At 61.4% G+C, this 20,775-nt stretch carries 18 protein-coding genes and 1 pseudogene; 4 read left to right on the top strand and 15 right to left on the bottom strand.

The genetic code is table 11. The features are described 5' to 3' along the window. The 9 genes from CO660_RS22650 to CO660_RS22610 form a co-directional block, all read right to left on the bottom strand. Window positions 1–819 (bottom strand): PhnD/SsuA/transferrin family substrate-binding protein, encoded by an 819-nt coding sequence (locus CO660_RS22650; protein ID WP_097600593.1) that lies wholly within the window; start codon window positions 817–819, stop codon window positions 1–3. Between the two features lie 5 nt (window positions 820–824). Beyond that, the gene (locus CO660_RS22645; protein WP_097600629.1) at window positions 825–1,829 is read right to left on the bottom strand and encodes an ornithine cyclodeaminase family protein; all 1,005 of its coding nucleotides are present in this window, start codon (window positions 1,827–1,829) and stop codon (window positions 825–827) included. A 119-nt stretch (window positions 1,830–1,948) separates the two neighbouring features. Beyond that, window positions 1,949–2,881 (bottom strand): glycine betaine ABC transporter substrate-binding protein, encoded by a 933-nt coding sequence (locus CO660_RS22640; RefSeq protein WP_176536350.1) that lies wholly within the window; start codon window positions 2,879–2,881, stop codon window positions 1,949–1,951. Between the two features lie 70 nt (window positions 2,882–2,951). Continuing rightward, window positions 2,952–4,457, bottom strand: coding sequence for a histidine ammonia-lyase (gene hutH, locus CO660_RS22635; protein WP_097600592.1), 1,506 nt, complete (start codon window positions 4,455–4,457; stop codon window positions 2,952–2,954). Continuing rightward, a complete protein-coding gene (gene hutC / locus CO660_RS22630) occupies window positions 4,454–5,221 on the bottom strand; it encodes a histidine utilization repressor (RefSeq protein ID WP_097600591.1) in 768 nt (255 codons plus the stop codon). The genes hutH and hutC overlap by 4 nt, the downstream gene beginning before the upstream one ends. After that, the gene (locus tag CO660_RS22625; protein WP_097600590.1) at window positions 5,218–6,069 is read right to left on the bottom strand and encodes a MaoC family dehydratase; all 852 of its coding nucleotides are present in this window, start codon (window positions 6,067–6,069) and stop codon (window positions 5,218–5,220) included. Before CO660_RS22625 ends, hutC begins: the two co-directional genes overlap by 4 nt. Further along, the gene (locus CO660_RS22620; protein WP_097600589.1) at window positions 6,066–6,872 is read right to left on the bottom strand and encodes an SDR family oxidoreductase; all 807 of its coding nucleotides are present in this window, start codon (window positions 6,870–6,872) and stop codon (window positions 6,066–6,068) included. The genes CO660_RS22625 and CO660_RS22620 overlap by 4 nt, the downstream gene beginning before the upstream one ends. Beyond that, the gene (locus CO660_RS22615; protein WP_097600588.1) at window positions 6,869–8,419 is read right to left on the bottom strand and encodes a CoA-transferase; all 1,551 of its coding nucleotides are present in this window, start codon (window positions 8,417–8,419) and stop codon (window positions 6,869–6,871) included. The genes CO660_RS22620 and CO660_RS22615 overlap by 4 nt, the downstream gene beginning before the upstream one ends. A 100-nt stretch (window positions 8,420–8,519) precedes the next feature. Then, window positions 8,520–9,545, bottom strand: coding sequence for a putative sulfate exporter family transporter (locus CO660_RS22610; RefSeq protein WP_097600627.1), 1,026 nt, complete (start codon window positions 9,543–9,545; stop codon window positions 8,520–8,522). A gap of 100 nt (window positions 9,546–9,645) precedes the next feature. Here CO660_RS22610 and CO660_RS22605 point away from each other — a divergent pair, with 100 nt between their 5' ends. Further along, a complete protein-coding gene (locus CO660_RS22605; RefSeq protein WP_097600587.1) occupies window positions 9,646–10,569 on the top strand; it encodes a LysR substrate-binding domain-containing protein in 924 nt (307 codons plus the stop codon). 116 nt (window positions 10,570–10,685) lie between these two features. On the opposite strand, the gene CO660_RS22600 is transcribed toward CO660_RS22605, so the two are convergent. From CO660_RS22600 to CO660_RS22575, 6 genes and pseudogenes are all read right to left on the bottom strand, one after another. Next, window positions 10,686–11,873, bottom strand: coding sequence for a galactarate dehydratase (locus CO660_RS22600; RefSeq protein ID WP_097600586.1), 1,188 nt, complete (start codon window positions 11,871–11,873; stop codon window positions 10,686–10,688). A gap of 12 nt (window positions 11,874–11,885) precedes the next feature. Next, a pseudogene (locus CO660_RS22595) lies at window positions 11,886–12,008 on the bottom strand (mandelate racemase/muconate lactonizing enzyme family protein); the annotation flags it as partial. 41 nt (window positions 12,009–12,049) lie between these two features. Further along, entirely contained in the window at window positions 12,050–13,771 is a 1,722-nt protein-coding gene (locus CO660_RS22590; RefSeq protein WP_097600585.1) for an ABC transporter ATP-binding protein, read from the bottom strand. 7 nt (window positions 13,772–13,778) lie between these two features. Then, window positions 13,779–14,900 (bottom strand): ABC transporter permease, encoded by a 1,122-nt coding sequence (locus tag CO660_RS22585; RefSeq protein ID WP_097600584.1) that lies wholly within the window; start codon window positions 14,898–14,900, stop codon window positions 13,779–13,781. 9 nt (window positions 14,901–14,909) lie between these two features. Continuing rightward, on the bottom strand, window positions 14,910–15,896 hold the full coding sequence (locus CO660_RS22580) for an ABC transporter permease (RefSeq protein ID WP_097600583.1): 987 nt from the start codon (window positions 15,894–15,896) through the stop codon (window positions 14,910–14,912). Between the two features lie 118 nt (window positions 15,897–16,014). Then, window positions 16,015–17,952 carry an ABC transporter substrate-binding protein gene (locus tag CO660_RS22575; RefSeq protein WP_097600582.1) on the bottom strand — a complete coding sequence of 646 codons (1,938 nt, stop codon included), beginning with the start codon at window positions 17,950–17,952 and terminating at the stop codon, window positions 16,015–16,017. Window positions 17,953–18,318: 366 nt separating this feature from the next. On the opposite strand from CO660_RS22575, the gene CO660_RS22570 reads away from it, so the two are divergent. Genes CO660_RS22570 through CO660_RS22560 form a run of 3 tightly spaced genes read left to right on the top strand, consistent with a single transcriptional unit; the run spans window position 18,319 to window position 20,768 of the window. Beyond that, complete coding sequence (locus tag CO660_RS22570; RefSeq protein WP_097600581.1) at window positions 18,319–19,032, top strand: FadR/GntR family transcriptional regulator; 714 nt, start codon at window positions 18,319–18,321, stop codon at window positions 19,030–19,032. 21 nt (window positions 19,033–19,053) lie between these two features. Continuing rightward, window positions 19,054–19,884 (top strand): NAD(P)-dependent oxidoreductase, encoded by an 831-nt coding sequence (locus CO660_RS22565; protein WP_097600580.1) that lies wholly within the window; start codon window positions 19,054–19,056, stop codon window positions 19,882–19,884. Then, complete coding sequence (locus tag CO660_RS22560) at window positions 19,881–20,768, top strand: SMP-30/gluconolactonase/LRE family protein (protein WP_097600579.1); 888 nt, start codon at window positions 19,881–19,883, stop codon at window positions 20,766–20,768. The genes CO660_RS22565 and CO660_RS22560 overlap by 4 nt, the downstream gene beginning before the upstream one ends. Window positions 20,769–20,775 lie beyond the last annotated feature (7 nt).

Below are 20,775 nucleotides of genomic sequence, written 5' to 3'. Positions count from 1 at the left end.
CTACCATGAGATCCCCAATCTGCGATCGGCGTCGTCGGCTCTCTGCGGCAGAATATCGTAGGCCGAGGGAACGACCGTTGAGAACCGCCTGAGGCCGAGCTGCACCAGAACCGCCGCTCCCTCAGCCGTTTCATGCAATGTCACGAGGCTTTGCTGCAACGCTGCGGCGATGTCCGACGGCAATGTCTGCGCGGCAACCAGCAGCGGCGCCGGAAGCGGATCGGTCGTCGCCAGAATACGCAGACCATCGATCGCATCGGGTTCGTGCATCCGCAACAATTGGAAGGCGTAAGCGTCGATCGCACCCGCATCGATCCTGCCGTCCTTGAGGGCGGCGACGATGCCCGACGGGTTGAGCAGCGGTCCGACCGTCATGCTCTGCTTCATTTTCCCGGCAAACCGGTCGGCAAGGAAAGAACGCGCCGCGTGGTAGCCCGATTGGGAATCGCGCACAGTCCAGCCCCAGCGTGCCGCTGCGAGATCCTCCACAGCGTTTACCGGCCCGGTGGAGGCGACGAGAATGTGGCTGGCATAGAGCGGCTGGTCCAAAGACCATGCCTCGCTCGAGACGGGTGCGGCAAGCACCGTCGGTCGCGCAGCCTCGGACATGTGCGAAAACGGATAGCCGCACATGAAGACCGCTCCCATGTCCGGCCTCGCCCACAGCTTCGACAACGGTGCCGGTGCTGCGTGAGCGATGATCTCGAGTTCGATGCCGGACTGCAGACTGACCTGCGCAAACAGCGCATCCCACAGGCCGCGAATGCGCGGACTGAGATTATACATTCTCGAACTGGCGATCGGCTTGGACATCACCATGGCAATTATGCGAACCGCAGCCGTTGGCCGATGTTCATCTCTCTTGCCTTGTCGACCATGGCGGCGCCGAGCGCCACATCGGTGGTGCTGAGGCCGCGGTGCCAGAACAGGATCGTCTCCTCATCGCTCTCGCGGCCGGGCTTCCTGCCGCAAATGATCTGGCCGATTTCGGCATGCAGGTTCTCGGCCGTCACCTTGCCCTCGTCGACGTGACGGCGAAGCGCCCCGAAAGGCTTGCCGGGGCCGCATTGTCCCCAATCGTCGACGACGACCTTGTCCATGATGTCGGTGAGATCGAATTCGAGTGCGCTCATCGTGCCATAGGGCACAACGAAGGCTCCCTTCTTGACCCATTCGGTCTTGAACAGCGGCGCCGGTTCCGGCAGGCGGCTGGCCTCGACCATGATGTCGGCGTCCTTGAGGCAATCCTCCCAATTGTCGGTAACGACGATCTTCTTGCCGAGATCGGCCTCAAGACGCTTGGCGAAGGCATTGCGGCTTTCCGGGCGGCGCGAATGCACGCGGATTTCCTCGAAGTCGAAGAGATGGTCGAGAAGTCGGACATTCCAGTAAGAGGTTCCGCGCGCACCGATATGGCCGAGCACCTTGCTGTCCCTCCGAGCAAGATATTTTGCGCCAAGAGCGGTGACGGCGCCGGTGCGCATGTCGGTGATGGCAGTCGCGTCGATGATGGCCTTCGGCACGCCGGTGTTCGGGTCGAACAGGTTGAGGACCGCAAGCTCCGAAGGCAGGTCCACCTTGTAGTTGTCGACGAAGTCGCCGACGACTTTGACGCCGGCATAATTCAGCGCTTTGACATAGCCGCGAAGCACATTGAAATGGCCTTTGTCGGAGCTCTCCGGCACAAGATGAACCCGCGGCTCGATGACGGTTTCACCCCTGCCCTGCGCATCCAGCGCCTTCGACACCGCATCGAGAATCTCGTCATTCGTCAGCGCCAGCGCCTTGGCATCGAGGGCGTTGAGATAATCGATCCAGATTTCCTGCATTTCCCGCTTCTCCACATTCCTGCCCGGCTGCCGACCGGACGGACTTTCGAACAAACCCTTGAAAGAATCGCAGAGCCAGACCGCGGCCGGATTGATATCCGGCCACGGAGGCATGACAATCATTTCGGCAGCAGGCCGTTTTCCTTCAAGAAGTCGACCGCCACGTCCTTGGCCTCCTCGTGATCGGTCTCGACCTTGGCATTGAGGACCCGCATTTTCTCATTGTCGAGATGGGAGCCGACCGCTTCCAGCAGTTCGGCAACCTTCGGGTTGGCCTTCAGCACGTCCTGGCGGACAACGGGCGCCACGTAGTAAGGCGGAAACAGACCTTTGTCGTCTGCCAGTGGCACGAGGTTCTTCGAGCCGATCTGCCAGTCGGTCGCTGCACCGTTGGCAACGTCGATGTCCTTTTGTTCCAGCGCATCGTAACGAAGACCGAGCTTGGCGAACTGCTTGAACTCCTTGAACTCGGCATCGTAGACGCGCTTCAGGCCGGGCAGGCCGTCGGCGCGATCCGGAAATTCAGCACCGCCGCCGAAGACCAGTGTCTTGGAGACCTTGGCGAGATCCGACAAGCTCTTCAGATTGTTGGCCTGCGCCGTTTCCTGCCGGACGACGATGACATAGCCGTTGTTGATGCCGCTCGGCTTCAGCCATGTGAGGTTGAATTGCTTGGCGTAGAAGTCCTTGACCTGGGTGTAGACCTTGTCGGCATCGGTCGACATCTCGCCCTTGACGACAGACGCGAGCGCCGTCCCGGTATATTCCGGATAGAGATCGATCTCGCCGGCCACCAATGCCTGGTGCGCAATCAGCGTGCCGCCGAGATTGATCTTGCGCTCGACCGTGAAGCCGGCGTTTTCCAGAACGGCTGAATACATTTCAGCGAGAATGAACTGCTCGGTAAAATTCTTGCTGCCGACCTTGATGGTCTCTGCGGATGCAGACTGGAACATGACGGCTGCCATGATACCGGCTGCAAATATGCCCTTTGTCCAATTTTTCATAATCATTCCCTCTTGTTGACTTTTCAATGAAGGAACCGGCGGCATTCCCCAGAATAACCGTCGGCATGACCGGTCGGCGCCCTGCCCTTCTTGGTGGGGCAGTGGCGAACCGGGCTTATTGCGGGCCAAGCCCGATCAATGCGGCGATCGTCGCAAAATCCGGCCCCTGCGCGCGGTCCTCTTCAAGCGCCGGGACATGGCTGCGGACGAATGCATAGGCCTCAGCCGATCCCTTGCCCAATTCGCCTGAGACGCCGCGCAGCTCGAGGGCCTGTGCCGAGGCAATCAGTTCGATGGCTACGAGATAACGCAGGCGCTCGACGATCGCCTGCGTCTTTGCCAAAACGCTCGGCGCCATCGACGCCTGATCTTCGACGCCATCGGCAACGGGAAAGGGCGAAAGCGAAACCGGCATGGCGAGATGACGGATTTCGGCTTCCATGGCCGAGACGGTCTTTTGCACTGTCGCAAAACCGGTCCGGCTCTGGCCCATTGGGGTCAGGAAGCGTGGAAGGTCGGACATGCCAGGCGACATGATCTTCATGATCCGATAGGCGGTGCCTGCCGCACAATGCGCCATCGCCTGCCCCAGCCGTTCCCAGGCGAGGACAAAAGCGGTCATGTCGAAATTGCCGTGTGCAAGAATGACGCCCTCTGAGGCGATGACGACAGGATTGTCGCTGGAGCTGACGAGATCTATCTCCGTCGCCTGCCTTGCCTCATCGATCGCATGCCTCAACGCACCCCAGACCTGCGGCGTGCAGCGGTAGCTCAATGGATCCTGGAGACGTCTTGCGGCATCGGCGGCGAGCAAGGAGCTTCCCGAAAGCAAGTCCATCAACTGAGCGGCGACGCGGCGCTGCCCGAAGGCCGGTCTCGCAGCCAGAGCGCGGTCGTCGAAGACGCTGACATTGGCCCTGAACGCTTCGAAATTAACGGCAATCGCCTTCAGAGACCAATCGAAAAGCCGCTCGATATCCTCAAGCGCCAGGCAGGCGAGGCCGATGGACAGGCTGTTGGCCACGACAAGCGCATGCCCGTCCTTCGGCGCCAATTCGAGCGGTTTCACGCCGGCCCTTTCCAGGGCGATGCCGGCCGGCAGCACTTCGCCGCCAAGCTCGATCTCGCCGAAGCCGAGAAGCGCCCGGCTCATATGGGCAAGCGGAGCCAAATCCGCCGCACCGATCGAGCCCAATGACGGGACGACAGGATGGACACCTGCATTGATGGCGGCGATCAGACCACGGAACACGTTCAGCGAAATGCCGGAACCGCCCGCCGCCATGCCGACAGCCCTGACGGCCATCATCGCCCGCACGGTTTCCTGGGCAAGCGGCTTTCCGACGCCGACCGCGCGAGCTTGCGGCACGCGCATCTGAAACGCCACCAGATCTTCCGTTGCAAGTCGTGTATCAACCCCCGCTCCCAGTCCCGTCGTCAGGCCGTAAACCGGCAGATCCCTTTCCGTATAGCGATCGACGACGGCGCGCGCCGCCATAATCCGGGCCTCGACCTCGGCGGAGATTTCGATCCTGGCGTGACGACGGGCAATTGCCGCGATGTCCTCGATCGTCGGCGGCGACGCGCTGAAGGTGATCGATGGAGAATGGGTGGCGCTCACTGCTTCTCTCCGAGAATGGCGACGGGCTTCGAAGGACCCTTGGTGGACCGCGCTTCCAGCCGATATTGCGCGCCGGGATAGTATAACAGCGCGCAGGTCACGACGGCCTCGCCCGACCAGGTCCTTCGAAAGACGCGCAGGCAAGGGTGATCATTCTTCAGGCCAAGATATTTGCGGATCGTCGTGTCCGGCTTGACGGCCTGGACGATATGTTCGAACGCCGTTATCGGCGCCACCTTCGTCAGATATTCGTTCGGCGTCATGCTGCTGAAATCGATCGACAGATAGTCTGGCGCGACCAGCGGATTGACGTAGCGCTCCTCGACCTGAATGGGCTGGTCGTTTTCCAGGTGCACGATCAGCGAATGCATCACCTCAGCGCCGAGGGTCAGTTCGAGCGCGTCGGCAACATTGGCATCCGCCTTCATCAAACCGGCCTGGACAACCGCCGCCTTATGCGTGTGACCCCGCTCCAGTATTTCGTCGGCTATGTTCCGAATTTGAAGCAGATCGACGTCAAGGTGCTTTGGCGACACGAAGGTTCCGATGCCGGCGGATCGCTTGAGGACACCCTCGAACATCAACTCCCGCAGCGCCCGGTTCGCCGTCATGCGGCTGACGCCGAATGCCGCCACCAGTTCGCTTTCGGAGGATACCCGGTCTCCCGGCTGCAGCTTGCCCTCGGCGATCTCGGCCAGGATCTGCTCCTTGATCCTGATATATTGGCGCGCCTCGCTGGCAGCCGGCTTGACCGCTTTTGTCATGACAGCCTCGCAATGCCATTGTCGAGGATGGTCACGCCCCGGGAAGCAACGATCCCCCGGAAGCGAATTTCAGCGTCGTTGCGCCACATCTGCAGGGTGATCGTTTCTCCGGGAAAGATCGGTGCGCTGAACCGCGCCGCGATCGCGCTCAAACCGGTAGCCATCCCTGGATCGATCGCGGCGATGATGGCGTAGCCCGCATAACCGAAGCTGCATAGCCCATGCAGGATCGGCCGATCGAAGCCGCTGCTGCCCGCTGCCCGTGGATCGACATGCAGCGGATTGCGATCGCCGTTCAGGCGATAAAGCAGCGCGGCGTTACCGGGGATGTCGACATTGAATTCGACGTCCGGCTCTCTGTCCGGGACTTTGGACAGAGGTTCAGGCGCCGATCCCGCCGAACCGCAGCCACCGTCGCCGCGGCAGGCGTTCGTCTGCACGATCGTCGCGATCGGCTCGTCACCGTCCACGGTTGCGATCATGCGCTCGAAGCTGACGAACATGCCTTTCTCAACGCCGCGATCGACCACTGACAAGACGCGCGACCGGGAGATCAGCGGCACATCGAGAGGGACCGGCTGGTGGATCGCCAGGCGATGTTCAGAATGCATGAGACGCGCCCAGTCGACACCCGTCTGCTGCATCCACGGGCCCGGATGCGCCACGATATTGGCAAGCGTCGGCGCAGTGACCAGATCGCGTTCGTAGACGTAGTTCAACGCGTTTTCGTCGAGCGGGTTGGTTCCGTAGCCGACCGACAGGGCGTAGAGGATGGCATCCCTTGCGGTGACCACATGCGTCGCTTGCGGCACCGGGAAATCGAGAATGGATTGGGCCGACAGCGTCACGATGCGGCTCCGCTGGATGCGACGGGTTTGCGAATGCCACCGGACAGGCGGATGCCGCCGTCGACGGAAAGCAATTCGCCAGTGACGAAGTCTGCCCCCTGAACAAGCCAGACAATGGCGCCGGCAACGTCTTCCGGTGTTGCGACCCGGCCGAGTGGCGCCGTTTCCGAAAATCGCTTGGCAATGGCGCCATAGGCATCCGGCCCGAGCGTATCGCGCATCCAGCGCGTATCGATGATGCCGGGGCAAACCGCGTTCACCCGGATATCGGGACCGCAGGTGCGCGCTAGCGCCAGGGTCAGCGCATTGAGCGCGCCCTTGGAGGCCGTATAGGCAAGCGAACTGCCGCCGCCGGTAAAGGCAACGTTGGATGAGACATTGACGATCGCACCGCCGCCGCTGTCACGCATCGCAGGCACCGCCGCCCGGCACATCTGGTAGGCGCCGATGACATTGACGCCGAAAACACTCTGAAAATCCTCTGCCGACAATGTCTCGAGATCGAAAGGATCCGATTTGACCGTCGTTGCGGCATTGTTCACCAGGGCGTCGAGCCGCCCCCACCGTTTAACGGCCGTCGCAACCATCCGGCGGCAGGCCGCATCGTCGGCAACATCGGCCTGGACGATCTCGACCTGCGCGCCCAGGCTGCGGCAGATATCGGCCGTTTCATAGGCCTCTTTCTTGCTGCGGCTGTAATTGACCACCACCCGGGCACCGCCCTCGGCGAACTGCTTCACGCTTGCGGCCCCGACGCCTGTTGCCGAGCCCGTGACGATGATGACGGCTCCATCGATTTTCATGGGGCAGAGTCCTTCATTGCGTGGGTGGAAAACAGGCGCGCATCCATCTGTTTCAGCTGGTCCGACACCGCGACGCCCTTCGGCAGGCGGTCGAGAACGTGGGCGGCCAGATCGATGCCGGGGGCAAACTCCGTCAGCGTCAGGCATCCGTCGATCACGCGAAAGACCGCCCGCTCGGTGACGACGAGCTGTGTCTGCCCTTCCGGCGCAAAGGCCGGGCTCGAACTGATCTGGTCGACCTGGTCGACGATCTTGCAAACTCTGCCGTCCCGGATGATGTCGAGCCTGCCGTCGGCAACCGCAATTTCCGCGCCGCCAGCCGAAAACGCGCCGAGATAGACAACACGCCTCGCCGTCTGCGAGATGTTGGTGAAGCCACCGACCCCAACGATGGATTTGTTGAAGCGGCTGACATTGACCGCACCGTACCTATCCACCTCGGCCATGCCGAGAAAGGCGATATCGAGGCCGCCGCCGTCGTAAAAGTCGAACTGCGAAGCCTGTGGGACGATCGCGGTCGGATTGACGGCAGCGCCGAAGGATAGTTCCTCGGCCGGCACGCCACCGATGACGCCGGATTCGATCGTCACCGTATAATCGTCAAATCCCTCTTCGCTGGCGATACGGCCGATCCCGGCGGCAATGCCAATGCCGAGGTTGATCGTCGGGCGATGGAGCGGCGCCAGCTCTAGGAAGGCGCGGCGCTGAATAATCTTATCGGCCGACAGCGGCGCCGGCTGCAGACGGCTCGCCGCCATCCGGACGCGCCCGGTATAGGCGATATTGTCCTTCTCGGCGAAATTGACGCCGTGCTGGGCCGGATTTTCGCAGATGACAACATAATCGACCAGCGCCGCCGGGATGCGAACATCGCCCGGCTGCAGCGAGCCACGCTCCGCAATCCGCTTGACCTGCACGATGACGATACCGCCGGAATTTCGGCCTGCTTGTGCCATGGCAAGCACGTCGAGGGGAAAGGCTTCGTCCTCGAGGGTGATGTTGCCGTCTTCGTCGGCCGTCGTACCGCGCAAAAGCACGCAGTCGAGCGGCATCGAGGGATAAAGCAGCCATTCCTTGCCGCGCAACGACACACGCTCGACAAGCGCGCGCGGCGTCGTCGCGTTCATGCGGCCGCCGCCATGCCGCGGATCCATGAAAGAACCGAGCCCGATATGGGTGATCACCCCAGGCTGACCGGCGGCAATCGCTCGATAGAGCTGGGCGATAACGCCTTGCGGCCAGCAATGCGCTTCGATCTTTTCCTCGATCGCCAGCCTGCCAAGGCGCGGCGTTCCTCGCCAGCCCCCGGCGATCACGCAGGCGACGAGCCCTTCATAGCCAAAATGCCCCATGCCGCGCGTCTGACGATCGCCCGTGCTGGCAGCAAACAAGAGCGTGAGATTGCGGGGTTTTCCAGAGGCGACGAAACGCTCCTCCACCGCAGCCGTGATGGCCTCGGGGTGGCAGAATCCTCCAAAACCCGAAGCAGCGACCGTCATCCCGTCTTCGAGGAGATCCGCAGCTTGCTGTGAAGAGATGACCCGCATGACGATCTTTGTTTCCAACCGACCTGTATATACAGGCTAACGGCCGATCGTTTGGAAGGCAACCGGAATCTTTGCCGGTATATTGGGCAGATCGCCTCGATCAGCCGATGTCAAGCAGCCCCATCAAGCAAAGCCCAAGAGCCGCCAGAGCCAGCAGTGACAGCGCCGCCGCTGCAAGGACCCGGCCGCCGGCACGGGTGATGGATCTCACATCGACGGAGAGACCTAGCGCGGCCATGGCGGTGACGGTGAAGGCAGCGGAGACAGCCGACATCCCGGCCAGCAGCGGCGCCGGGATTGCGTCAAAGGAGCGAAGCGCCGCCATGGCTGCAAAACCGAGGATGAACCATGGCAGAAGATGGCGGAGATTGACTGCGGAGCCACCGGGACGGCGGCGATGAACTGCGCCGAGCACAAGAATGACGGGTCCGAGCATCATCACGCGGATCAGCTTGACGAGCGTGCCTACCTGGGTGCTGACGGCTCCGGCAGAGGCTGTGGCTGCCAACACCTGCGGCACGGCATAGGCTGTCAGCCCTGCGAAAACGCCATATTGTACGGTGCTGAGCCCCAGGACCAGATGCAGAAGCGGCAGCGCCAGCACCGCACCAACGCCGAGCAGCGCGGTAAAGGCTATCGAGGCAGCGATATCCTCCGGTTTCGCGCCGATGACAGGGGCTGCAGCGGCAATCGCTGAATTGCCGCAGATCGAGTTGCCGCAGGCAACCAAGGTCGCTAGGCCGGTCGACAGCCCCAATAGCCGCCCGAGCAGAAAGCTGCTGGCCAGGGACAGAGCAACCAGGATGGCAATTCCGCCGACAAGCGGCAATCCGGCCTGCCGGATGGCAGCCGTGCTGAGCGAGGCGCCCAGCAACACGACGGCAATCTCGAGCAGCGTCTTGGCGGCGAAGTTAATACCTGGAGTGAAAGTCTGCGGAAGACGGATCGAGGAGCGCACGGCAATGCCGATTAGAATGGCCAGCACGAGGCTCTCGATCCAGTGCGAGCCGAACATCATCAGCTGCAACCGCTCGACTAACTGCGCAATGATCGCGAGTGCCGCGCAAAAGAAAAGTCCCGGCAGGACAGCAGGAAGCGACGGGAAACGTGAGACGGAAACGAGCATGGGCAAGACCTTGCGGAATGCTTCACTGTCGAATACTCGATTGTCGCCTTCCATTGAATAGTCTAAGATAGTTCATTCGTTAAAATCGAACGATTGCGTCATGACCTTCGAACAGCTCTCCATTTTCGTCGCGGTTGCGGAACGCGAGCACCTGACCAACGGCGCCTCGGCGATCGGCCTCACGCCATCAGCCGTCAGTTCGGCCATCCGCAATCTCGAGGCCTCCTATGGAGTCCAGCTTTTTCACCGTGTCGGACGGCGCATAGAGCTGACATATGAAGGGCGGGTGTTTTTGGGGGAGGCAAGAGCCACACTCGCGCGCGCAAGAGCCGCAGCGCTCGTCTTGTCCGATCTCGGCGGCCTGCAAAAGGGTGAGCTCGTTGTTTTTGCCAGTCAGACGATCGCAAGTTATTGGCTGCCAGCGATGCTGATGCGTTTCAAGACCCGCTATCCGGGCATCGACCTGAAGCTGGTGATCGGCAATACGACCACGGCGGCAAAAGCGGTTCTCGATGGATTGGCGGAAGTCGGTTTCGTCGAAGGCAGTGTTGATGAGCCGGCACTGAATGTTCAGCCGCTTGCCAAGGACGAACTCCTTGTCGTTGTCGGTCCGCGCCATCCCTGGGCGCGTGGCAAACCAATCGACCCGGCCGAGCTGGTTTCGGGCACAAAATGGGTCATGCGGGAAAAGGGGTCCGGAACCCGGTCGGCTTTCGAGGCGGCGATTTCCAATCTTGGCATTGGCTCCGGAGATCTGACTGTCGCGCTTGAGCTGCCATCGAACGAAGCCGTCATATCGGCAGCAAGAGAAGGCCTCTGCGCAACGGTTGTTTCCGGAGCAGTGGCCGCGCCGCTCTTGATGCAAGGTCTGTTGGTAAAGGCGCGTTTTCCCTTGCCGTCCCGCCAGTTCGCAATCCTGCGGCACAAACAAAGACACTCCAGCCGCGCCTCGTTGGCGCTGGAAACGATTTGCCGCGAGGACAGAGCTGCCGAAGTCCAAAATCGCGATGACTGGGTCCTCTAACATGCGAGATGTTGGAGAATGCCATCATCAGGCCTAAGGTCGGTCTCGCCTGATAACCAAGGAAAAGGCTGCTGCCATGCGGCAGCAGCCTGTCCCGGTTCTTTCGAGCGGCGTCTCTAAGCGAAGGCGTAAGAGCCATCCGGCCGCTTCGGCACACGCCGCTGCCAGTGGATATAGCCTTCCTCCTCCATTGCCTTCTCGTCCATCTCGACGCCCCAGCCGGGCCGGTCGGGGCGCAGCTCGAGATAGCCGTTCTTCGGCAGATAGGGATCGACCACATAGCGGGTTTCCCCCTGCCGCTTCTCGATATCGAGGCCGCCGTAGACATAGGCTTGGCCCTTTGGCAGCCGGTATTCGAGGATGCGGAAGTTCTGGGCCGCGGCCGAAAAATGCACATTGACCGCCGTCGCCAGCGGTCCCATCGGGTTGTGCGGAGCGACACCGACGAAATAGGCTTCGGCAAGCGTGGCGATGCGGCGCATTTCGCTGATGCCGCCGACCACGCAGATGTCGGGCTGGATCAGGTCGGCGCCCTTGACCTGCAGCAGCCGCAGGAATTCGTTCCTGTTATAAAGCGACTCGCCGGTGGCCAGCACGCAGTTGAGCCCCTGTTTCAGATCGCCCCAGGCATCGATATTCTCCGGACGCAGCGGCTCTTCGTAGAACAGCGGATCATAGGGCGCCAGTGCATTGCCGAGCTGCCTTGCGGCGATCGGTTCGAAAATCTTTGCATGAGCATCGAAGGCGATCTCGTATTCGTCATTGACCGTCTCGCGAAGTGAGCGGAAATAATCGGCCGAGGCTTTCACGACATTCCCCCAACGATGGGCATGCATGTCGATACGCCAGGGGCTGAGTTTGAAGGCCGTGAACCCCCATTCCTCTTTCAGGCGATCGAACTCGTCGCGAGCAGCGGGCGCGTCGGGGGCGGTATAGACCCCGGCATAGACCTTGATGCGGTCGCGCACCTCGCCACCCAGCAGTTTGTATACGGGAACATTCGCGGCCTTGGCCGCCAGATCCCACAGGCAATGGTCGAGCGCGGAAATCGCGGCAAGGCCGAGTGCGCCCGGCGGGAAACGGCTTTGCTGGATCAGCAGGTTGACGAGATAATCGACGCGTGTCGGATCCTGGCCGGAGAGAAAGCCATAGAGATAGTCGAGCAGCGGCGGCAGCGCCTTATCAGGACCGTGGTTGTAGCATTCGCCCCAGCCCGTCAACCCGTCGTCCGTGTCGAGTGCGACGATTACGCGGGGACGGTCCTTGTCGCGGGTCATGAACACCCGCATCCGGTCGATCTTCATCAGTCTGTCCTTCTAGCGATTGAAATAGCAGTGGCGCGCCACGCGTGTCTGCACGTAGACCTGCTCGTTATAGGTTTCTGGATTGTCGGAACCCGAGGTCTCCGGCACCGGCACGGAGACATTGCCGCCGCTCGGCTGACCGACATGCATGAGAAAAGCTCTGATGCCGGTGATCTTCATCGCTGCGAGCTCCCGTTCCTCAGACTGTCTGGAGCGACATAGCGGAAGCGCCGCGAATGATCGCGGTCCCGTGGATCGGGGCGCGGAATGGCTGATATGAGCGCTTGCGTGTAGGCGTGCTCGGGCGTGCGGCAAACCTTCTCCGCTTCGCCGACTTCGACGAGCTGGCCCTTGTACATGACGCCGACGCGGTCGCACATGTAGCGGATGACGCCGATGTCATGACTAATGAAGATATAGGCAAGCCCGAGCTGATCCTGCAGACGCATCAGCAGATCGAGCACCTGCGAGCGCACGGAGACGTCGAGCGCCGAGGTCGCCTCGTCGGCGACGATGACGCGGGGGTTGAGCGTAATAGCGCGGGCAATGCCGATGCGCTGGCGCTGGCCGCCGGAGAAGGCGTGCGGATACCGCTCGCGCGCCCTCGGATCAAGGCCGACCTGCTCCATCAGGTGGCAGACCCGCTCGTCCAGCGCCCGTCCCTTGGCGATGCCGTTGACCAGCAGCGGTTCGCCGATGATCTGGGAGACGGTCATACGTGGATTGAGGGATCCGAAGGGATCCTGGAACACCATGCGCAACTCGCGGCGCGCGGCGGCAAGCATCTCGCCTTTTGCCGTTGCAAGGTCGATGATGCCGCCATCAGCCCGGCGATAGAGGATTTCCCCGGCGGTTGGATCGAGCAGCCGCATAATCGAGCGACCCATGGTCGTCTTACCGGATCCGCTCTCCCCGACAATGCCAAGGGTTTCGCCCGGCAGCAGCGAAATGGAGACGTCGTCGAGTGCTTTTACCTCGCCGAAATCCATCGAAAGATTACGCAATTGCAGGATCGGCGCCGCCGTCCGATCGAGCGGCGCCCGCGCCAGGCGAATCTCGGCCTTCTGCTCAAGCTTCAGCACGGAGCCGATCAACATGCGGGTATAGTCGTCTTTCGGGGCGTGAAAGATCTGCTCGACCGGTGCATATTCCTTGGCAACGCCATTGTGCATCACAAGCACATCGTCGGCGATCTGCGCCACGACGCCCATATCATGCGTGATGAAGAGAACGGCCATTCCGTTGGCCTTCTGCAGCCGGGCGATCAGGTCGAGAATTTCGGCCTGCGTCGTCACGTCGAGGGCCGTGGTCGGCTCGTCGGCGATCAGCAGCTGCGGCTTGCAAGCGAGCGCCATGGCTATCATCGCGCGCTGGCGCATGCCGCCGGAATATTGGAAGGCATATCGATCCAGCGCTTTCTCAGGCGCAGGAATTTCAACCTGTTTGAGCAGCGATATGGCTTCCGCTCGCGCTTCGGCCTTGCTCATCCTGGTGTGAAGGCGAAGCGCCTCGATAATCTGGTTGCCGACAGTATGGATGGGCGACAGCGACGACATCGGCTCCTGGAAGATCATGGCGATATCGCGGCCGCGGATTGCGCGGATTTGGCGCCCGCGCGGATTGAGGCTGGTTAGATTGATCGAGCCGCCCTTCGGATGGTTCAGTGTGATCGAGCCGCCGGCGATGAGACCGGGCGCATCGACGATCTGCAGGATCGAGCGCGCCGTCACCGACTTTCCGGATCCGCTCTCACCGACCACGCAGAGCGTCTTGCCCGGCTCTATTGTAAAGGACAGGTCGTTGACGGCGCGAAAGACGCCGGTGCGCAGCGGGAACTCGACGGTGAGGTTCTTCACTTCGAGCAGCGGCCTGCCGGCAATGGGAACGATGTCGATCATGCCGGCCTCATTTGTTGTAGGGGTCGGCCGCGTCGCGCAGACCGTCGCCGAGGAGATTGAGCGCCATGACGGCGACCACGACGGCGCAGCCCGGCAGGAACAGCCAGGGCGCCGTGGCGATCGAACGAATGTTCTGGGCCTCGCGCAGCAGCACGCCCCAGGAAATGGTCGGCGGCTGCAGCCCGAGCCCCAGGAAGGAAAGAGAGGTTTCGGCCAGAATCATCGCCGGCACTGCGAGGGTGATCGACGCGATAATGTGGCTGGCAAAGCTCGGCAGCATGTGGCGAAAGATGATGCGGCCTTCACGAACGCCATCCAGTCTGGCGGCAGCGACGAATTCCTCGGTGCGCAACGACAGGAAACGACCACGAACGACGCGGGCAAGCTGGGCCCAGCCGGTCAGCGACAGGATGATCGTGATCATCATATATTGCAGCGTCGCCGGCCAATCCTGCGGCAGGGCCGCAGCCATGGCGAGCCAGATCGGTATCGTCGGCAGCGACAGCACGAAATCGATCACACGCTGCATGAAGAAATCGATGCGGCCACCGTAATATCCGGAGATGCCGCCGATCACGATGCCGAGCATCAACGACAGGAAGACGCCGACGAGGCCGATCGACAGCGACACCTGCGAACCCTGCACCGTCCGGCTGAAGACGTCGCGCCCAAGCCGGTCAGCACCGAAGAGAAGCAGCGGCGTCGTCTTGTCGGGCGAGGCGATCAGATGGATGTTGGTGTTGAACAGGCCAAATACGGAATAATCATAGCCACGCCCGAAGAACTGGACATCGATCCGCTTCGTCGTGTCTTCCTTGAAGATGGCGGCGAGCGTTTCCGGATCGCGGGTCAGCTTCATCGGATAGTAATGCAGGCCGAACGAGAACCCGTTCTCGGTATCGATCAGATGCACTTTCTGCGGCGGGTGAAAAGTGGCCCGCGCATTTTGCAGGTTGGGATCGTTGATGGCGAAGAAGCCGGGAACCAGGGCAACGATATACATCAGCACGGTGACGACGAGCGCCACCATGGCGAGCCGATGCCGGCGGAAAGCCCACCAGATCAACTGCCACTGCGATGCGACGGCGGCGCGGTCCGGCTGAATATTTGTAACGGTGATATCGGCCACGTGAGCCTCCTATTCCAGCCGGATGCGGGGATCGACCAGCGCAAGCATGATGTCGCTGATCAGAGAGCCTATCAGCGTCAGCGCGCAGATCAGCAGAACGAAGGCACCGGCGAGATACATGTCCTGGGCCATCAGCGCCTGTAGCAGCAAGGGGGCGGCCGTCGGCAGATTAAGCACGATGGCGACGACGACAGAGCCGGAGATGAGGTTGGGCAGCAACCAGGCGATCGTCGAGATGAACGGATTGAGCGCGATCATCAACGGATATTTCATCAGCAGCCGAAACTCCGAGAGCCCCTTTGCCCGCGCCGTCGTCACGTAGGGCTTCGGCAGTTCGTCGAGCATGTTGGCGCGCATCACGCGGATGAGGCTTGCCGTCGAGGACACGGCAAGAATGATGACGGGAAGCCAAAGATGCGAGAACAGATCTACCATCTTCTCTAAGCTCCAGGGCGCATTCTCGTATTGCGACGAAAACAGCCCGCCGACATCCTGACCGAATTCGACCGCGGCGACATACATCAGCACCAAGGCCAACAGGAAGGACGGAATAGCCAGGCCGAAGAAGGTGAAGGCGGTGAAGAAGTAGTCGCCGATCGAATATTTGCGGACGGCGGAAAAGACGCCGATCGGCAGGGCGATTGCCCAGGTGGCGATCAATGTCGAAAGAGCGAGAACCAGGGTCAGCGCCATACGCTCCCAGATCAGGTCGGACACCGGCTGCTGCCATTCGAAGGAAATGCCGAAATCGCCGCGCGAGAGGATTCCCCAGATCCATTTGAAATATTGGATGAGCATCGGGTCATCGAGTCCGAAGCGTTCGCGCAATTGTGCCGCGGTGTTCTGATCGACGATTTCGTTGGAAGCCGCCAGCGTCGCGATATAGGTCGTGACGTAGTCGCCCGGCGGCAGCTGGATCAGCACGAATGCGAGGAAGCTGACGGCAAAGAGCGATGGAATCATCCACAACAAACGTTTGGCGATAAAGACCAGCATGGGCGCCTCTTGCATTGAGTACCGCCCTCCGGGCCTTACCAGCTCTCATCGCCGGCAAAGCATCTCGGAAGGCGAACCGAAGAAAGCGCCGGACCGTCGGTACGGCGCTCGATCAAAATCAGCTCGTGAAGGTGAACTGCTGCGGCATCGCAGGTCCCGGATTGGGCCAGGACCAGCTATCCGGCTGCTTCTCGGGAACATTGCGCAGATTATTGCGGATGATGCCGAAGCCACCGACGGCGAGGCAAAGTCCGACAGTCTCGAATTCCTCCGCGGCGATGTCGAAGATCTGCTTCATGATCGCGCCGCGCTTGTCGAGATCGGCCGTCGAACGCGCTTCGTCGAACAGCTTCATGCGCATCTTTTGGCTTTCCGGCGGCTCCTCGCCACGCGCACCGTTGGATGTGTACCAGAGCGTCCACGGAATGGCGTAACGCGAACCCTGCGGATGGAAGGCGAAGAAATCACGCGGGTCGAGCATCGGATCGAGACCACCCGGCCCCGGCCACACCTGCGCATCATGGGCATTGTCGTCGCCGCGGGTATAATAGAGCGCCCGCTCGATCGTATTGACCTTCATGTCGATGCCAATCTGCGACCAATGCGTCTTGACCAGCTCCAGGGCATCGACGAGATCGGGATAAAGCGTCGGAATGACGTCGACCGAGAAGAACACCTTTTGACCGTCCGGCCGAAGGCGGAAGCCGTCGGGCCCCTTTTTGTAGCCAGCCTGATCTAGCATCGCGCCGGCTTTATCGACGTCGTATTCGGTGAATTGCCGAGCGTATTTCTCGTGATACCAGGGATGGGTGGGACGCGGCCCCGCCTGATAGGGCTCGCTTTGGCCGAAATAGACGATGTCGATCAGTTCCTGGCGATTGATGCCGATCGAGAGCGCCTGCCGGAAAGATTTGTCGGCAAACATCTTGCGCAGGGCAGGATCTTTATGGGTGATGTTGAAATAGATCTGGCACTGCTGCGAGGCGGAAGGAACGAGCGTCAGCAGTCGATAATCGCCCTTCTGCATGTTCTGGGACAGCGTCGGCTTGTTCGCCAGCACGCTGATGTGACGTTCCTGGATATCGATCTTTCCGGAGATGACGTTCAGCATCAGCGATTCGACATCCTGTGAGATGCCGAAGTTGATCTCATCGATGTAGGGAAGCTGGTTGCCTGCTGTATCGACCTGCCAGAAATAGGGGTTCCGAGCCATGACGACGCGCGTGGCGCCGCCGACATAGGGCTCCTTGACGACCCAGGGATCGAGCGTCGGCTTGTCGACATTGCCCCAGCGCGTCGGGATCTCGATATCGCCGCAGCGGCTGCGGAAGAGCTCCGTCCAGCTGGTAACGCCAGCCTTCTTCGCATCGGCCTCGATGTTGGGATTGTACTTCGGCAAGAACTGGCTGCAGTAATGCTTCGGGAAGAGCGTCGGATGCTGGCCGAGCGGCGTGGCGAGATTTTCGAGATAAAGCGCGTTCGGCGCCGCGAAGGTGAACTTCACCGTATAATCGTCGATCTTCTCGACAGTAACCGGCTTGCCGGCAACGGAGAGCTGCGACGGTGTCGCGCTGTAAAGTTCGGTGTTCTTGACGCAGTCTTCGATCGCAAAAACGATGTCGTCGGCCGTGAAAGGTTGGCCGTCGGACCAGCGCACACCTTCGATCAGATGGAAGGTGAATTGCGTCGCGTCGTCGCTGACCTCCCAGCGCTCGGCAAGGTTCGGCTGCACGGCGGTGAACTCCAGATTCCAGCGCACGAGGCTCTGGTTGCCGACCATGCGCAGGATGCCGTTGTGGTCGGATGAGCCGCGCAGGCCGCGGCGCAGCGTGCCGCCATAGGTGCCGACCTTCTCGAACGGCGTGACGACCATCGGCTTCTTCGGCAGGCGCTCGGTAAGAGGCGGCAGTTTGCCGTCTTTGACCAGCTGAGCCAGCGCAGGCGCTTCGCCGCCAGCCGCGAAGGCGCGACCGGCGATGGACAATGCTGCAGCACCAGCCATGCCGCCGAGAACGGCGCGGCGGGTGACACCGCGAGACAGAAATTCATTGGGCATCGATTCCTCCCCTTTATGCCGGTACAGGCTATTCCCGGCTGGTGCGGCGGGCTCCCGACCGCCATTTTGCGCCCTCCTCGGCGCTAGGACGAAACCATAGACACGTTCTCAAATGATTACAAGAGTTGACAGATAATTACAGATTCTATAGCGATGTAATATCGAACCAGGCGCCAAGCCATTGGAACTTCTACCGTGACTGGCAGATGAAGCTCAAGCTGTCAGATGCTGTAAACGGGTTTTATCACGGCCGGCGACGGGGCGACGCCATGCCGGCGCATGGTCTGGAAGGCATATCCGGCTTCTATTCGCCGGAAGAGCCGATGGGGGTGAATTTGCCACTTGGCGGGAGAGAAAAGAGCGATAATGTCGTTTGCAGTCGGTGCCGTTTCTAACCGGGGCGCAACACGCTTCAGCGATATCATCTACGAGAAGATCGTGGAAATGATCGCGGACGGCCATTTTCCGGTTAACGAGCGGCTGCCGTCGGAAACAAGGCTAGCCGCCGATTTCGGCGCATCAAGACCCGTCGTGCGTGAAGCGCTCGAACGCCTGAGGGCCGATGGTCTCGTCGTTTCACGCAAGGGCTCCGGTTCCTATGTCCGGCAACGGCCGGATTCGTCGATGCTGAAAATGGTTCCGGTCGGCTCGCTCGCCGATGTCCAGCGGTTCTTCGAATTCCGCGCCGGTCTCGAGGCCGAAGCTGCAGAGCTTGCCGCGCGAAACTGGCAGCCGGCCGATAAGGAGCGGATCACCGAGGCGCTTCTTGCCATTGAGCAATGTCTGAAGAACGGCGAGCTCGGCGCCGACGAAGACCAGGCCCTGCACGATGCGATTGCGATGGCGACGGGCAATCAGTTTCACATCACCGTGCGCGAATGGTTCAAGCCGCATTTCGCCATCGGCCATTCCGTAACGCGAAGCCTGAGCCTGAAACGGACCCCGGAGCAGATCCGCAGCGTCCAGGACGAGCATGCGGTGATCGTCGAGGCGATCTTCGCACGGCGGGAAACCGAAGCGCACGACGCGATGAAGAGACACATACTGAATGCGCGCGCCCGCATGTTCCAGGGGGTTTGAGCGACAATGGGAGGAAGGACGATGAGACGGATCGCAATGACGGGCGCCGCCGGACGTGTCGGGACGCTGCTGCGCCCGTTTCTCCGGCAGCATTTCGAGCATCTCAGCCTCATCGACATTCATGAGCCCGAGGAACTGGCCGAGAATGAGAGCTTCGTCCGTGCCGATCTGTCGAAGCTTGACGAGGCCACGGCCGCTTTGCGCGGTGTCGACGGGGCCGTTCATCTTGCCGGCATCGCCAGCGGCGTCGACATGAATGCCATTTTGCAGGCCAATGTGCTCGGGACGTACAATCTCTACGAGGCGGCTCGGATCAACAAGGTCGAGAGGATGGTATACGCCTCGAGCAACCATGCCACGGGTTTTTACCCGCGCGGCCAAGTCATCTCGCCGCTCGATCCCATGCGGCCGGACAGCCCCTACGGACTGTCAAAATGCTGGGGCGAACTGGTGGCGGGTCTCTATTATGACACATCGGGCATCCGCTCCCTTTCCATCCGCATCGGCAACGCCGGCACCTACCCGAACAGCGAGCGCTCGATCGCGATCTGGATCAGCGCCCGCGATCTGGCGCAACTGGTGCTGATCGGCCTCACCCACCCGCAGATCGCCGCAACGGTTGTTTACGGCGTTTCCGATACCGACACGAAATGGTGGAACAACGATCTGGCGACACGGCTTGGTTACCAGCCGCAGGATCGGCCGCGTGATCGCGCCCGTATCGAGGACCGAGCGGAGGGGCGGGTCGCCCTTGCATTCCAGGGCGGCGGTTTCTGCGAATTCAATCACGACGGCAACATCCGCATGCGCGATGCCGAGGGCCTCGTCAAAGACCTGGAGAAAATCTCATGACGGCGCCCCGGCTCATCGAGCCGAAGGCTCGTTCGGTCCTGCAGCAACCGCTGACGGTCGGTGAATCGCCCGTGTGGGACGAGGAGACCGGGGCACTCTGGCTCGTCGATATCCTCGCGCCGGCGGTGATCCGGTGCTCGGCAGACGGCAAGGTGGAACGCTTCGACATGCCTTCCGCGGTCGGTAGTCTTGGACTTTGCCGCGACGGCCGGATCGTTGTCGGCCTCCGGACCGGCATCCATCTCTTCGATCCCGTGTCCCGTGATCTCCAATTTTTGTGCGATCCGGTCGGACGCGAGATGATTGGCCGCCTCAACGACGGCAAGGTTGGGCCGGACGGCCACTTCTGGGTCGGCTCGATCAGCGAGGCCAAGCCGCAGGTGAATGACGCGGCGCTCTTCCGTGTCGGGCCCGATGGCAGCACGCGGACCGCGGCAACGGGGCTGACGAGTTCCAACGGCCTTGCCTGGTCGCCGGACGGCCGGCGGATGTATCACTCCGACAGCCGGCAGTGCTTCCTCCAAGTCTTCGATTTCGATCCCGAGACGGGCGAACTCGGCGAGGCTCGGCAGCTGCGCAGTTTCACCGAAGAGCAAGGCCGTCCCGACGGGGCGACCACCGATCGCGACGGGTTCTATTGGAGTGCCGGCGTCTCTGCCGGCCGTCTCAACCGGATATCGCCCGAAGGCGAGATCGTCGAAATCTACATTCTGCCGGTCGCAGCGCCGACAATGCCGTGTTTCGGAGGGCCTGATTTCAGGACCCTCTACGTCACGAGCCTGTCGACAGACCGCACCGGACGTTTCGAGGCTGGCACGGTCATCGCCTTCGACGTGGATGCGGAGGGCCTGCCGCCTTTCCGCTTCGCCAAACAATCATCCTGATGGAAAG

It is taken from the genome of Rhizobium sp. L9 (assembly GCF_002531885.1).
GTDB lineage: Bacteria > Pseudomonadota > Alphaproteobacteria > Rhizobiales > Rhizobiaceae > Rhizobium.
The sequence above is the reverse complement of the archived record's forward strand: the minus strand, read 5'-3'. Positions and strand labels throughout refer to the sequence as shown.

Excerpts from the sequence above, each read along its gene's own strand:
- CO660_RS22565 (WP_097600580.1), top strand. The coding sequence starts at position 19,054 with ATGAGACGGATCGCAATGACGGGCGCCGCCGGACGTGTCGGGACGCTG.
- CO660_RS22620 (WP_097600589.1), bottom strand. The coding sequence starts at position 6,872 with ATGAAAATCGATGGAGCCGTCATCATCGTCACGGGCTCGGCAACAGGC.
- CO660_RS22580 (WP_097600583.1), bottom strand. The coding sequence starts at position 15,896 with ATGCTGGTCTTTATCGCCAAACGTTTGTTGTGGATGATTCCATCGCTC.
- CO660_RS22575 (WP_097600582.1), bottom strand. The coding sequence starts at position 17,952 with ATGCCCAATGAATTTCTGTCTCGCGGTGTCACCCGCCGCGCCGTTCTC.
- CO660_RS22610 (WP_097600627.1), bottom strand. The coding sequence starts at position 9,545 with ATGCTCGTTTCCGTCTCACGTTTCCCGTCGCTTCCTGCTGTCCTGCCG.
- CO660_RS22560 (WP_097600579.1), top strand. The coding sequence starts at position 19,881 with ATGACGGCGCCCCGGCTCATCGAGCCGAAGGCTCGTTCGGTCCTGCAG.
- CO660_RS22590 (WP_097600585.1), bottom strand. The coding sequence starts at position 13,771 with ATGATCGACATCGTTCCCATTGCCGGCAGGCCGCTGCTCGAAGTGAAG.
- CO660_RS22615 (WP_097600588.1), bottom strand. The coding sequence starts at position 8,419 with ATGCGGGTCATCTCTTCACAGCAAGCTGCGGATCTCCTCGAAGACGGG.
- CO660_RS22650 (WP_097600593.1), bottom strand. The coding sequence starts at position 819 with ATGGTGATGTCCAAGCCGATCGCCAGTTCGAGAATGTATAATCTCAGT.
- CO660_RS22640 (WP_176536350.1), bottom strand. The coding sequence starts at position 2,881 with ATGCCGCCGGTTCCTTCATTGAAAAGTCAACAAGAGGGAATGATTATG.
- CO660_RS22605 (WP_097600587.1), top strand. The coding sequence starts at position 9,646 with ATGACCTTCGAACAGCTCTCCATTTTCGTCGCGGTTGCGGAACGCGAG.
- CO660_RS22570 (WP_097600581.1), top strand. The coding sequence starts at position 18,319 with ATGTCGTTTGCAGTCGGTGCCGTTTCTAACCGGGGCGCAACACGCTTC.
- CO660_RS22645 (WP_097600629.1), bottom strand. The coding sequence starts at position 1,829 with ATGCAGGAAATCTGGATCGATTATCTCAACGCCCTCGATGCCAAGGCG.
- hutC (WP_097600591.1), bottom strand. The coding sequence starts at position 5,221 with ATGACAAAAGCGGTCAAGCCGGCTGCCAGCGAGGCGCGCCAATATATC.
- CO660_RS22600 (WP_097600586.1), bottom strand. The coding sequence starts at position 11,873 with ATGAAGATCGACCGGATGCGGGTGTTCATGACCCGCGACAAGGACCGT.